The following is a 12,557-nucleotide window of genomic DNA, read 5'->3' as shown; positions in this document are numbered from 1 at the left end:
CTGGGGATCGCTACGCTGGTGGTGGGCCTTTGGCTTACGGATACTTGGCTCTCAGGTGATCTCGTAACCACCGGCCGAGGTCACCCACTCTTTGTCGTCACGACTGGTGGGCTGTTCGCGTGGTTAGGTGTCGGTCTTTTCACTCACCCGACGCGGGCAGCAGCACGGCTGACTCGTGGCGATGAAATCATGGCTCGAGCTCGACGAGCTCATGCAACAGCACAGCAGGACGCGGCTCGACGCGCGCGGCGGAGGTCTCGCTCAGCTCGCTGGCCATTCAGGTGGTTCGTTCGCCATTGAGGCGTGCTGCCCGGCAAGGGATCGGCTGCGGGGCGGGGCGTCCTTGCGGCCGAGCACCAGGCAGAGGCGGCGGATGCCGCAATGTTCATTCGGGTGTCGCGGCCGCGGTCTTGACGAGTGCTCGCAGGATCGAAGGGTCGACAGGCCCCAAGACGCGAGCGCTCACGCGCCCCTCGGGGTCGAGGACGAATGTCGCCGGGGTCGCATTGGGGGCCGTCATGCCGGCGAATGCGAGCTGGACGCTCCCCGTATTTGCGTCGATGGCGGTCGGGTAGGTGACGTCGAATCGTCGGGTGAACGCGTCGGCGGTGTCGGGCTGGTCTTTGACGTTGACACCCAGGAATGCCGCATCGTCGGATACTTCCTCGCTCACTGCTTGGAGGTCGGTCGCTTCCATGCGGCACGGGACGCACCCGGCGAACCAGAAGTTCAGAACAGCAACCTTGCCCTGGTAGTCAGCCGCTGTGATCTTCGTGCCGTCGCTGAGCTCGGAGTCAAATTCGATCGGGTCGCCGCGGTCCTCAGGTGCGATCTCACTCACGATCTGGTCGGCGGAGATGTATCCCTTGCCGTCACCCCACTGCTGTTCAATTCCCGACGATGACGTGCACCCCGCCACGGCTGCGCAGGTGGCCAAGAGAAGGGCCGAGGAGGCTAGGGGTGGACGTGTTCGCACGCGTGAGGATAACTCGGCCGACCTGTATGCGAACAGCGCCGATGTCGCGATGCTCTTCCCTGACCCGGCTGACCCGATAGGGGATCGCTTACCGAGATACGTATCGGACTGACCTAATGAGGCAGGCAACGCCCTGTAGCTGCTGGGGAGTGGGTAGCCCCCGCCGTTACCCGGTGAGCGATCGGTCACCGGGTCTCCTGCTTGGTGCCACCCGGCCGCAGCGTGTGGGCTTTAGCCGGGTACCGTCTGCGGTGTGAGAACTAGTGATGGAAAATGGCTCCCCGACAGTGAACGCGGCCGTCAGGTGTTCAAGTGGTGCGTGTGGATCGGCGCTGCCGCTATCGCGGTCTTCATCGTCGTCATGGGAGTGCAAACCGGCTGGAAGTAGCGGGCAGTACCTGCCGCAGCGCGAATGCCGGCAAACAACGGCAGGGATTGATGGAACTCCCGCGACTAGCGGTGGCCCGCTCGCAACTCCGACACCTAGGTTGAAGCGACCCAGCTCTGTCCGATATACGGCGGTTTACCGGGCGATCTAGAGAGCCGAGCAAGCTTAGTGGCCCTGACATCTCCTACCCATGCGATGCTCTTTCGATGAGTCCCATCCGGCTCGCGCCACCCCGGTGGGCGCAGCACGTGAACTTTGCTGCTTGCCTCATCGGGATCGGGACAAGTCTTGCCTTCCTGGGTGCAGCCATCGATCCCGAGATCCGGTCGTGGCCAATCGGGTTGGTGGGCATGACCAGCCTGGCGGTCTCAATCTGGGCCGCCATCCGCAGCTACGGCATCCACGTCCTCCTCGACGACACGGACATGCACATCCACGGCACGTTCTGGTCCCGGCACGTTCCCCGTGACCGAATCACGTACATCTCCGACGTCGGGCAAGTCGAGTACAAAGACCCACGCGGCTACTCGATGACCGTGCACATCACGTGGCTGATGCGGGCAGTCGACGACGACGAACGGTTCGTCCTTGCTCGTCTTCAACGTCCCTGGCGCGAGGCCATAGCCACACTCCGGAACTGGGCCAACGTCAAGGGCGCGATCTCGAGGGCATCGTGTTTTGTGCCTACCCGACGAAGGCGCATGGGTATTCCTGGCTCCGTCGTTACTCGTCAGGAAGAGCAAGCATCGAGCCGGTCGGACGGCTCTTGGGTTTGACGGGTGAGCTATCAACGGGTGCCGGTGGAAGTGCCAGAGCACGGTCGTGCGCAGTGTCGGCACGGCCAGCCGCCACCACCGACGTCAAGACGGTGGCGCTTTGAAGGGCAGCGAAGATGAGGGGCAGAAGCAAGAGGTTCAAGTGTTCAGCAGAGGCGAGGCCAGCAACGACAAGGGCGACCCAGACCAGGACATACCCGCACGGGACCCAGATGGATCGGTCAACGGCAACGACTGACGCCGCAAGCAGCCCCTTTGAGCCGGCGATGACCTCGTCTCGGTCTTCTGGCATGATCTCGGGCGGGTTCTTAGCGAATTGACGATCGATACGTTCGCTTCGTCGCCAGTTTCCGAGCATCCTTCTTGAGTTGGGTGCAGTGCTGGGGTCGGCCACGGGGATGAAAGCCATGACGAGACAAGCCACGGCGGCCGAGAAGAAGACGATGGCGACGGCGTCTCGTGCTGGTGGCCCGTCGAAGATGTCCCAGTGGACGGCACTAAAAACAAGGAGAGCGGCGGCCGCCAAAACCACGAGGGCGCCCACCCGTGTTCTCCTGCGGACCTTGGCCAAGTCCAGGAACTCTAGGCGCTGCTCTCGGTAGACACGCCAACCACCGCGGATCGCACCCTTGCTCATCCGTTGATGATGCCCGCAGATCGTTCCAGCGCCAAGACGTGAAGCTAAGACGGTGTGCCCGTCTCAGCTCACGATCGCTGGCCGGGCAGTCACTCTCGCGACTGGCGTCGAACGAGCAACCCCATCAGGAGCGCGAAAGCGCCCAGAATCACAGCAACAGGCACGAGAATTGGCAGTGCTTCCCGTGCAAGGAGACTGGCGATCACGAGGCCCCCGGCGACGACCGTGCAGGCGACGATGACGCGCCTCCAGATAGCCCTCTGCTGTGAAGTCATGACAGATGTTTTCACGCGATAGGTCCACTCGCCCTGCCCGCTAGGGGATGGGTCAGCGTGCGTCCTCGAACCGGTATCTGCGTCGAGCGATTTCTTCTTTGAACTCATAGTGCTCGTGCCAGATCGCAGGTTCAGCCTGCGCGTTCACGTTCTCGGCTGTGAATAAAATTCCCCGGAGCAAGAACTCCCCACGAGCCAGTTCAGCGAAATCCGCAGGGTCCTCAATAGGAAAGCCATCGTCCTGCCCGTAGCTTGCAGCGCCGTCAGGCCATATTTTCAGGGTTTCGAACTCTCCGTACATGACCACCCAGTCCAGACCCAGTCGCGGATTCACCCAGCGAGGGTTCCACCAAGGACCAGCCTCCGAATAGATGAAGTCGGGCATGACGGACAGGAAGCCCACGAGCTCATCCGTTCGACTCGGCTGTCGAAGGCGGTAGAGAGCGGGAAAAGCGCCTTCGGGCAGGAACTGGGCATTGGCAGGAATGGCTTCATAACGGGGCCAGAACAACACAGCCATAAGTTAGCCCAGCGCGAGGACAGGACTCGCGTGTCCGATAGACGATGGTCTTTCGGGCTCCCGTGGCGGTGTTAGGTCAGATGAACACGGACGCAGTGCGGACCAGGGCGACCACAACGGATCCGCCCAACGTGATGGACGCCCGTCGAGACAATGCTCGGCCTGCACGCCGGTCAGCAAAGGCGAACGCGACTGCGATCAACGCAAGAAGGATGGCGACTGCCCAACAGACGAGAATCACGGCTCGACCGTAATACACGGGTTGCGATCGCACGTCCCGATAGCCGATCGTTCGCCGAGATCAGATTCGGACTGACCGATCGAGACAGCCGGCGTCCCGTAGCTGCGGGGAAATGGCTAGCATCCGTCGGTGGTCGGTGGTCGGTGGTCGGTGGTCGGTGGTCGGTGGTCGGTGGTCGGTCGGCTATCGGACAGTTCAGTGGGACCGCTGTGCGTGCGAGGATCGGGCACATGGTGGTCGTTGACGGTCGCGTAGACCGCGAAAAGCTCTTTGAGCTCCTTGCGTTCGAAACCGAGCAGGAGGCTCTAGATTTCAAGGCGACCCTCGACCTCGCCGATCCCAAGCATCAGGTCGAGCATGTGAAGGATCTGCTCGCGATGATGTCGCTGCCCGCCGGCGGCTACATCATTGTCGGAGTCGACAACAGCGGCAAGCCAGCTATAGACCAACAGCCGATCGATCCGAAGCAGTTCGATTCGGCGGTACTGCAGCAGAAGGTCTCGGCGTATGTGGACGGCCGACTGTCGATCGTCGCAGCCGTGCACGAGCTGCAGACCGAAGTCGGTACGCGCGAAGTGGCCTTAATCTTCGCCGGGCCGCCGCCGGGTTTGCTTCCCTTGGTCGTCACAAAGCAGGGACAGTATGAACGTAACGGCGGCCGGAAGCCGGAAGTCGTGTTTCGTCCGGGCCAAGTCGTCGTTCGAGACGGCACAACGACGACAAGGCTCGCCGAACACTTCTGGCCTCGGCTTCTCGAGCGATACACCGAGAGAGTCAAGGATGACGCCCGCCGCGATGTCGACGCGCTTGTCCGTCGCATCGTCGAGATGCTCGACGATCAGCGCAGCGCTGCCTCAGGCATGGGCGCAGAGCCCTCGCTCGCGATTGACCTCGGAATGGACCTGGAGACGTTCGCAATCGCAGCGGACGCGTTGGTCGAAGCAGGCAGTCTGCCGCGCTTGACTCGTTTCCTTCTTCGAGCAGATGACGCGTTGCGTGCGGTAGCAGCGTCCGGCAACCTCGCGTCGGCTAACGGCCTGCTTGACCGATTGTTCGCCCTTGGGGAGTCCGCTCTGCTCTACGGAACGTCCGAGCAGTTCGACCGAGTCATCGACGCTCTTGCCCGCTACTACTGCGCGATTCCGACGCTTCCGGACGCTGTCACAAACGAGACTCCCTCGGAACGCGGGTGGGCCTCTGCGATGTTCGAGGTGCTGTCCCGGCTGTACGTCCTCGGGTCACTGGCAGTGCGGCAGTCCCGGTGGGAGCAATTGCGGTCACTCGTGCTTCGCCCTTACGAGGTGAACGAGACCTACTCGTACGCCTCCTGGATCCGTCACGCGCTGACGATGTCTGCTCGCGCAGGCGTGCTGCGGTCGAAGGAAAATGACGTCGAGGGCGCGCCGGTAATCTCGCGCGCGTTGCAGCTCATGATGGAATCACCGGAACTGCGCCCCGACGTAAGAACTATCGATCAGCGAACCCGCGCCAGACTCTACGACAGCTTGTGCGAGTTCGACATCCTCTGGTGCGTTGTCGCACAGACCGCCACCGACCGGCCAGACGCCATGGATTTCTACCCGAGCAGCTCCGAGATCGATCAGGTGCACGCAAATGGTGCGTTCACACTGATCGCAAAGGATCGCGCCGCGCGCCACCTCCTGCTCCCTGCGAAGTCGGACCAAGAGATCGGAACGGCACTCCTGTACGTGTGGGCGCGCGCCTACCGGCAGTCCTGGGAACACGGTGGCTGGTGGGATCGCCTCCCTGCCGGTGTGTACCAGTGGGCGAAGGACGCGGGTGCGGTCGAGCCTGATCTAAACGGCTAAGTCGCCTTGCGGGTCTGGGCCCCTACCGCGCGAGGTGTTGCCGGACGTCGTCGTCGTGACCAGTGGCCGGTCCACCATCGGCCAGCGGGGCAGCGCGTCAACGTGCTCCGCAGATCAACAGATAGGCATTGGTGCGGCGACAGCGGACTCCATGCGCTCCTCGGTCCAGTAGGCGGCGGTGTCTTCTTCGGGGGTTGCAGACGTGCCGACGGACCGAGGCGTGACATCAGCGACAGCTCCGCCCCACATGTCGCCACAGCCGCCAGCCTCGAGGTAGGCCCCGAGGATGAACACCGTCGCGGCGCTCACGATGAGGCCGACCGCTGCGAACACCCTTGCCTTTATGGCGACGTTCGTCCACCTCTCAGAGAGTGACACGGTCACCGCTTCGTTTCACACGCGCCGCCCGATAGGGGATCGTCATGCGGTCCTATCAGCGGCTAGTCGACGTCAGCTCTGGGTTCGGCGGATATTCGCTTGGAGATGCTGCACGTTTGGGTGGTAGTGACGACGGTTCATTAGCCCGAGTGTGTTCAGGTGGTGCAGGTCGTCGATGGCGCTGAGATCGCCGTCGATGAATCGTGTCGATTCGTGGAGGAACAGTCCGCGGAGTTCCTTCAAGCCGGCCAAGGGGCTGGCACTGGGTACATCACCGATGTTCCCCAGGCCGAGTGTTCTCAGGGAGCGACAGTGGGCCAGTGGCTTCAGATCCTGGATTCGGCGGCAGCTGTCCAGATCGATGGCCTCTAGTTGTGCACCGACGGGGCCCTCGAGCCCGGTGATGTCGGCAAGGTTCCTGCCTCCCGTGATGGTGAGCGACCGCAGCGACACGAGCGCATCGAGGCCCTCGAGCGAGGCCACGCTGGGCCGGTCCTTCATCCGTAAGCGGCTCACGTTCTTGAGCGGAGACAGGGACGTCAGGTCCTTTTCCGTGAAGCATCCGAGGTAAAGGTCTTCGAGTCCCGTTGCGGTGAGTAGTGATTCCTCGACTGTGGGCCAGTCAGCCGAGAGCGACGTCAGGGCAGGAAAGCGGCTCAGGTCGATACTCGCTCCGGGTGCGACGAGGAGTTGCAGAGACGTCAGGCGTTGACCGAGGTCGTAGAGAGGTGTGAGGTCCTCGATCCAGCGGGCGACGATGGCGACGCTCGTCATGGTCGGAGGCAAGTCCCGGACGAGTTCGAGCGTGGTTTCTTGAAACCCGTGTGATGAGTTCAACCACACGGTTTCGGTGTGGCGCCGCTTCAACTGACGGGCGTCACGACCGGTCCAGGGACTCGCGACGGCCGTGAATGCTTCGCCCCAGTGGGAGTGCTTCTCCGTGACACTCATCGAGGCCGATCCGGCGATTCGTTGGGGGACGCGACGTAGGGCACGGGGCTAGCTAAGTGGTTCCACGCCTTCACAACAATCACGGGTGTGCTCTCGCCGAACAGTTCGAGGCAGGTGCCCGATAGGGGATCACTCAGCGGCCTCTAGGCTTTCGGGAAGTCCCGTCGACGCTGTCGCCCTCGTGTCTAAGTGCTTCGCCTTCGGCTACGTCTTCCGTGATGGTGATGCCCGGATTCCAGCCGTGGCGCGTCCACCAGGTGCGCAGCGCGATACCGATCGAGAGACCAAGAGGTAGTGCTGCAAGGGTGAGAGCTGCGCCATCCACAAGAACCAGCAGGAGTATGCCAACCGCAAAACCGACGGCGCAGAAAAGGTAGATCCGTTGGCTGCTTCGGGATGACATAAAGGCACCATAGGCCGAAGGTTGGGTCTCTATGCGTCCCGCCCGATAGGGGATCGCTGGCTGCAACGCGAGTTCTCTCTAGATGCGAGGCATCAACACCATGCCGACGAGAAAGGTCGCGATTACAGCTAGGGCAGATAGGGCTAGGACAATCTTGTTGTCTCGAACGACCTTCTTGTCAGGCGTTCGGCCGGCTGCTTGGGACCTGCGACCTCGAACCAGTCGAACGATCGACCACACGAAGAATGCCAACGACACGATGGCAACACTGCTCAGCATCAGTTGAGAATGGCAGACGCAGAGATGCGCGGCCGCAGAATGCCTGTCGGGTAGCCCGATAGGGAATCGGCTATCGAGACTCAGAAGCCGAGCCCATTGAGGTTTCGGATCATATGGAGCCGACTGGTTTGTGCCACCACTGCGCCAAGACGTGGGCCTACGGTTGGGAGCACTAAGACAGAATCGAGGACACGGTGAGCGCTACATCATTTGCGAACCCGACGGACGTCGTAAATATTAGTTTTGCTCTGGAGGACTATCCCTACCAGCAAGATGATCCGCCGGCCCCGCAGCGTCAGACTCTGCAGGGGCGAGTCGTAGCTATTGACTCGATCGGCATAGTTCTCGCGAGCAACGGCGACAACATCATGCCGAGTTTCGATGACGGTCGATACGAACTGACCCTGCCAGCCAGTGGCGACCTGTTCCCATGGGCCGCGATCAAGCGGGTGGCATTCGTCGCCACTGGGGCCGAATACGAACGTAAGTGGCGCGTAAACCGCGCCCAGGAGACTGTATTCATGGATGCCAACGACACACGTCCGCCGGCAAACGACTCGGAGTACCGAACTTGGGCCCGGGCACAGGACCACGAAAACCTTCAACAACGAATTCGAGCGGCGTTTGACGCGGAGGCGTCGGACGAGCAGGGTAGCGACGGCGACTGACCTGCCCAGCACTTAGAGCTTGGTGCCTCGCTGGGTGTTCGTCTAGCGAGACGTCTCTCCGGCCGAGATTGACCTTGTCAGCGCCCGAGAACCAAGAAGTCGTACTCAACCTCAGGGTCCAGGGAACCGTGCGGTGCAACACCCATGACGGCTTTGCGCGCTGCAAGTCGGGCGTCGATGCGCATCCTGATCGCGGACGAAACGTCTTCGATGATTTCGAGACGAGTTTGCTCCGAACGGGGAATCGGGATGACAAGCTCTTTCCAACGCCCGCCGAGGGTGTCGATGATGTCCTGCGTGAACCGTTTGGACCAGATCTGCTCTTTGACAATCGGGGCCGACAGCAGTGCCAGCAGCAGTCGGGAGTCGATGCGTTCGTGGTCATGAACTTTGAACTTCAGGATGTGGCTTTGGAAGACAATTCGGGCATCGAGTTCGGTCACGACGGCGCACGTTCCTACTAAGTAGGTGCCGTCCCGAACCATGAGGATGTCGCCAGGCTCGACGTCCTGACGGCTGCTTAGGTCATCAAAAATATCTGCACTAACGCCGTGCTTCGGGTCGCCTTTGATTTCCCAGTTGGCAATGTCCGAGGTTCGGATGAACGGGATGGGGCCTGTCCCGTAGGCAAGTTTTCCTACTTCGTGGCCTGTGTTGACGGAGATCACGTTGGCTTCGGCGAGGTCACCAAGAGAGACAAGATCGTGCGTCGGGCTCAACCCGTCGAGTCTTTGCCGCAGTTCGGGGTTGTAATACTTCGGGAGGTAGATCTGATCGAGGATGTCGTCCGAGTTGACCGTGAATCCGAGATGATCGAATTCGAAGTCTTCGTCGGCCAGGAACCGTTCGAGCCGTTCCGTGATTTCTGGGAGGTCATCGCGGGGTACTTCATGCCCCCGCGAGTCGTACCCGCACCAACGGGCAAGAGCCATAAAGACGGGGTGAGGACTGTCGTCTATCCCGTTGCCGAACTTCTCGATTAGTACCACTGCCGTCTTGGCGTGCGTATAGGGCTGGAACAGCTCCTCCGGCATCGAAACGACAGCGCGAATGCGGGCTCGGGTCAGGATGTAGGAAACGATGAACTTGTGGGACGGGTTACAGAGCATTGACTCAGGTAAAACGATGCCTAGCCGTCCTCCTGGTTTGAGAAGGTTCAAGCACTTCTCAATAAACAAGATCTGCGGCGATTGGCCATCAGAAAGCGTGGCTGTGCGCTCGAAACCGAGGCCTCGGGGTCGCGCTTCCATTTGTGAGCTAGGTCGTAGCGCGCAAGCGTGACGGCGTCAGTGACTTTGAGCTTCTTGCCGAAGGGAGGGTTCGTAACAACTACCTCGAAGTGGTTGTCGCGGACTTCATCTTCGGCTTTGGGCCGCCATTCGGCGGGGTCAATGAGCGAGTTCTCACAGAACACACCACCACGTCCGTCGCCCAGTACTGCCATATAGGCCTTGGCGACTTTCGATAGAAATGCGTCTTTGTCGATGCCCCGGATCGACCGGATTGCAACCTTCTGCTTCTCGCTGTCAATCTCCGCTTGCGGCCATTTGAGCTTGGAGCCGCGCGCGTCGACCTGGCTCCACAGGTTGCGTAGAGTTTCGACAAGGAACCCGCCAGAGCCGCAAGCCGGATCAATCACTCGATCCTTGCTCGTTGGTTGCACCATGGTCGTGGTGAGCCTGACGACGTTGCGGGGGGTGAAGAACTGGCCCTGGGCACCCTTCAGTGAGGGGCCGATGAAGGTTTCAAAGGCGTCGGCAACGACATCTCTGTCGCTTTCCATCAGAGAGTAGGGCTGCAGTTCTCCTACGACGTAGGCGAGTGAGCGATCGTCCAAAGTGAGCTTTTCGTCGTCGTCGAATACGTCGTCGTACTGCTGTTTCGCCTCAGAGAACAACGCGTGGACTCGCTCCGCGATGGCGGTTGCGTTCTCGTCGATGCCCGCGCGAAGCCGCACAGTGTCCTGGGGGGCGGTGAAGCGCTCGTCGTAGATTTTGCAAAAGATGACGTTGATGATCTGCTGGGCGAGGACTTCATCGCGTGTCATGGCGACAGCGTTGGCCGCGAGGTAATTGCGAATCGCGCGGAAAGTCGACCTGAGATTGTGCGTGGGACGGAGCAGCTCTCGGGTGTACAGACCGAGGTCTTCAATGCGCTCCCCGAAGCGAGGCAGGTTGGGAATTTCCTGGAAGACAACAGTGTCGCCCGTCACGACTTTGCGAAGGAACCAACGCTCCTCGCCGTTGAACCACACGCCGAGGGTTGCCGCAGAGAGACGCATGTAGTCCTCGAGCTGGCCGCGTCCGTCTGTGCGCTTCTTCTTTTGCATTCCACGACGATGCGAAGGTTCGCATCTGATTGGTCGTCTGAATCGAAGACAGCAATGTCTACGGGGTACTTCTTAGCCAGATCTGACGGGGATGACTTGACTCGCCACTGAGGGCGCGTACGGATGTGAGCACGAGGGTATCCGTAGTCCTCCAACAGCTGACGAGCGAAGGGCTGTACGGCGTCAGTCTCTTCGGGTGTATTGGGTACTTCAAGACCAGAGACGATGTCGATGAGTCTTCTGCTGGCTGAGACCTCGGCGTCCACCATTGCGATGCTCTGCTCTGTAACGGTGTCCACGCAGTTCCTTTCGAGGCCCAGGCACGGGCTGACAATTGATCGTAGAGCCCGCACGAGGCGGTCAAGGTCAGAGGCCGGACGTACGCTCCCGCCGTGGGAGTACGAGGGTCAGGAGAAGCGGCGGCGAAGATTCTGCGCCGGCCGATCCCGACGCACCCGCTCGCAGTGCCTCCGATCCCCGGCACGTTCGGTGTCTGGCAGGTCCGACGGGATCGGACCGCACCCCTCGGCTACGTCCTGTCGTGCGCCGAGCTGGGTGGCATCGTCTACCACTGCTGCGCCCACGGCCGCGACGATACCGGCGGTCGGCCCTGGCTACGCCGAGAGGACAGCCTGAACAGCGCCGTCGCGTGGATGATCCAACACGGGGCCGAGCTGTCAGCCCTCACGGGCCAGCTGCATCCAGAGCCTGAGTTGTGGCCGTCGTGACGACGAGTGGGGGCGCGCAAATGCGCGTCAATACCCGCCGTGCAGCGATGCACCGGCCCACGGTGCGCCGGAAGCGTGCCCAGGAGCGATTGGTCGGGCAAACTGATGGCGGGAGTTTTCGCTAAACGAGGGGGCGCGAGATGACTGTTAGCTCTGATGGGCCTGCAACTCGAGTTGCGCCGTTGTGGCCGGTGGCGTTAATGGTTCTCGCGGTTCTCCTAGCCCTCACGGGCCCGTTCCTTGGATTGCTGACGTCCGCATTGGGTGCTGCGCTGCTCGTGCTAGTTCTTGTCCGCCGCCGGAGGTGGGGTGTCTGGTTCGTTCCTCTCATCGCCCTGGCTGTGATCGTGGTGCTAGCTGGTGGGGTCGGCCTGTTCTTGGGGCTAGATCTTGGGGGCACGGAATTGCAGATGGACCCCGTGCAAACCGAAGGCCCGGCCCCTCGCTGATCGAGAAGCCGGGCCAAGTCCTTGCGGGTTAGTAGATCCCGCAGGTGTAATCGCTCTGGGCCGAGGCGTTCCCCAGGCCCTTCACACGCACGCACGGTGTCGGGTACTGGGTGGGAACGGGGGTGCCCAGTTGGAAGGTGAACTTGTACTGGGCGTACGAGCGGCCCTGCCCGGACACGACGCCGGAGCCGCTGCCGATCTTGCCATTGGATGACCAACCCAGGTAGTACGTCTGCGAACCTGAGTCCTTCAGGCTCGCTGAGACGACCTTGCTGCCGGAGCGGCACCAACCGCCGACCGTGTACGACATGTATAGGTTGATGCCAACTGCGCTCTTCGCGGTGCGCTGAGCCCGGCTGGTGTAACAGAGGATCACCGGCGTAGCCGCAGTCGTGCTCTTCATCGAGGTCGACTTTGCGGCGGTCGCGGTCGCGGCCGCGTCGTAGGTGACAGTGGTCGTCTCATCGATGGTGGCGACTTCCGCGGCCTGCTCGATCTTTGTCAGTTCCTCCTGGGGGAGAGCGTTGAGCTCGTCGGCGGAGAGGTCTCCGTATTCAGTGTTGAGGCTGATGGCCTCGGCCTTGGAGGGGGTCTCCGTCTCCGCGAAGGCGGGTACGGCGCTCCCGGCTCCGAGAGCGAAAGCGATTGTGGCGGCCATGGCTACACGGCTCAATGTCTTCATGTGTCTCTCCTGAGATTCTGCAAGAGGTGCAGCCTGTGTGCCCTCTGG

At 61.5% G+C, this 12,557-nt stretch carries 12 protein-coding genes and 1 pseudogene; 3 read left to right on the top strand and 10 right to left on the bottom strand.

Features of this window, described 5'->3' with window-relative positions; all coding sequences use genetic code 11:
- Nucleotides 1-385: 385 nt before the first annotated feature.
- Nucleotides 386-937 carry a TlpA family protein disulfide reductase gene (locus tag QRN23_RS00360; protein ID WP_285061950.1) on the bottom strand — a complete coding sequence of 184 codons (552 nt, stop codon included), beginning with the start codon at nt 935-937 and terminating at the stop codon, nt 386-388.
- Nucleotides 938-1,570: 633 nt separating this feature from the next.
- On the opposite strand from QRN23_RS00360, the gene QRN23_RS00355 reads away from it, so the two are divergent.
- Complete coding sequence (locus QRN23_RS00355; RefSeq protein WP_285061948.1) at nt 1,571-2,140, top strand: hypothetical protein; 570 nt, start codon at nt 1,571-1,573, stop codon at nt 2,138-2,140.
- Here QRN23_RS00355 and QRN23_RS00350 read toward each other — a convergent pair.
- A complete protein-coding gene (locus tag QRN23_RS00350) occupies nt 2,088-2,777 on the bottom strand; it encodes a hypothetical protein (RefSeq protein WP_285061945.1) in 690 nt (229 codons plus the stop codon). The two genes, QRN23_RS00355 and QRN23_RS00350, sit on opposite strands and share 53 nt — an antisense overlap.
- Before the next feature lie 327 nt (nt 2,778-3,104).
- On the bottom strand, nt 3,105-3,566 hold the full coding sequence (locus tag QRN23_RS00345; protein ID WP_285061943.1) for a hypothetical protein: 462 nt from the start codon (nt 3,564-3,566) through the stop codon (nt 3,105-3,107).
- Between the two features lie 477 nt (nt 3,567-4,043).
- On the opposite strand from QRN23_RS00345, the gene QRN23_RS00340 reads away from it, so the two are divergent.
- Nucleotides 4,044-5,642 (top strand): AlbA family DNA-binding domain-containing protein, encoded by a 1,599-nt coding sequence (locus QRN23_RS00340; protein ID WP_285061942.1) that lies wholly within the window; start codon nt 4,044-4,046, stop codon nt 5,640-5,642.
- 114 nt (nt 5,643-5,756) lie between these two features.
- On the opposite strand, the gene QRN23_RS00335 is transcribed toward QRN23_RS00340, so the two are convergent.
- The 3 genes from QRN23_RS00335 to QRN23_RS00325 form a co-directional block, all read right to left on the bottom strand.
- The gene (locus QRN23_RS00335; protein WP_285061940.1) at nt 5,757-6,020 is read right to left on the bottom strand and encodes a hypothetical protein; all 264 of its coding nucleotides are present in this window, start codon (nt 6,018-6,020) and stop codon (nt 5,757-5,759) included.
- A 72-nt stretch (nt 6,021-6,092) separates the two neighbouring features.
- Entirely contained in the window at nt 6,093-6,794 is a 702-nt protein-coding gene (locus QRN23_RS00330) for a hypothetical protein (protein WP_285061937.1), read from the bottom strand.
- 310 nt (nt 6,795-7,104) lie between these two features.
- Nucleotides 7,105-7,374, bottom strand: a complete 270-nt coding sequence (locus QRN23_RS00325) for a hypothetical protein (protein ID WP_285061936.1) — start codon at nt 7,372-7,374, stop codon at nt 7,105-7,107.
- 473 nt (nt 7,375-7,847) lie between these two features.
- On the opposite strand from QRN23_RS00325, the gene QRN23_RS00320 reads away from it, so the two are divergent.
- Nucleotides 7,848-8,321, top strand: coding sequence for a hypothetical protein (locus QRN23_RS00320; RefSeq protein WP_285061935.1), 474 nt, complete (start codon nt 7,848-7,850; stop codon nt 8,319-8,321).
- Nucleotides 8,322-8,398: 77 nt separating this feature from the next.
- Here the strand turns inward: QRN23_RS00320 and QRN23_RS00315 are convergent, their stop codons facing one another.
- From QRN23_RS00315 to QRN23_RS00305, 4 genes and pseudogenes are all read right to left on the bottom strand, one after another.
- A complete protein-coding gene (locus QRN23_RS00315) occupies nt 8,399-9,481 on the bottom strand; it encodes an N-6 DNA methylase (protein WP_285061933.1) in 1,083 nt (360 codons plus the stop codon).
- Nucleotides 9,478-10,650, bottom strand: a complete 1,173-nt coding sequence (locus tag QRN23_RS00310) for an HsdM family class I SAM-dependent methyltransferase (RefSeq protein WP_285061931.1) — start codon at nt 10,648-10,650, stop codon at nt 9,478-9,480. The genes QRN23_RS00315 and QRN23_RS00310 overlap by 4 nt, the downstream gene beginning before the upstream one ends.
- A gap of 29 nt (nt 10,651-10,679) precedes the next feature.
- Nucleotides 10,680-10,919, bottom strand: a pseudogene (locus QRN23_RS15495) (hypothetical protein); the annotation flags it as partial.
- Nucleotides 10,920-11,855: 936 nt separating this feature from the next.
- Nucleotides 11,856-12,509: a hypothetical protein gene (locus QRN23_RS00305; RefSeq protein ID WP_285061930.1), complete on the bottom strand. Its 654-nt coding sequence runs from the start codon at nt 12,507-12,509 to the stop codon at nt 11,856-11,858.
- Between the last annotated feature and the right edge of the window lie 48 nt (nt 12,510-12,557).

The sequence above is a fragment of the Frigoribacterium sp. ME-P-080 genome (assembly GCF_030209595.1).
In the GTDB taxonomy this organism is placed as follows: Bacteria; Actinomycetota; Actinomycetes; order Actinomycetales; family Microbacteriaceae; genus Frigoribacterium.
Note: the sequence above shows the minus strand (reverse complement) of the source record. Positions and strands in the feature narration are given on the sequence as shown.

What these genes read in the sequence shown, in the direction of transcription:
- QRN23_RS00310 (WP_285061931.1), bottom strand. Translation starts at nt 10,650, where the DNA reads ATGCAAAAGAAGAAGCGCACAGACGGACGCGGCCAGCTCGAGGACTAC.
- QRN23_RS00325 (WP_285061936.1), bottom strand. Translation starts at nt 7,374, where the DNA reads ATGTCATCCCGAAGCAGCCAACGGATCTACCTTTTCTGCGCCGTCGGT.
- QRN23_RS00355 (WP_285061948.1), top strand. Translation starts at nt 1,571, where the DNA reads ATGAGTCCCATCCGGCTCGCGCCACCCCGGTGGGCGCAGCACGTGAAC.
- QRN23_RS00340 (WP_285061942.1), top strand. Translation starts at nt 4,044, where the DNA reads ATGGTGGTCGTTGACGGTCGCGTAGACCGCGAAAAGCTCTTTGAGCTC.
- QRN23_RS00350 (WP_285061945.1), bottom strand. Translation starts at nt 2,777, where the DNA reads ATGAGCAAGGGTGCGATCCGCGGTGGTTGGCGTGTCTACCGAGAGCAG.
- QRN23_RS00330 (WP_285061937.1), bottom strand. Translation starts at nt 6,794, where the DNA reads ATGACGAGCGTCGCCATCGTCGCCCGCTGGATCGAGGACCTCACACCT.
- QRN23_RS00305 (WP_285061930.1), bottom strand. Translation starts at nt 12,509, where the DNA reads ATGAAGACATTGAGCCGTGTAGCCATGGCCGCCACAATCGCTTTCGCT.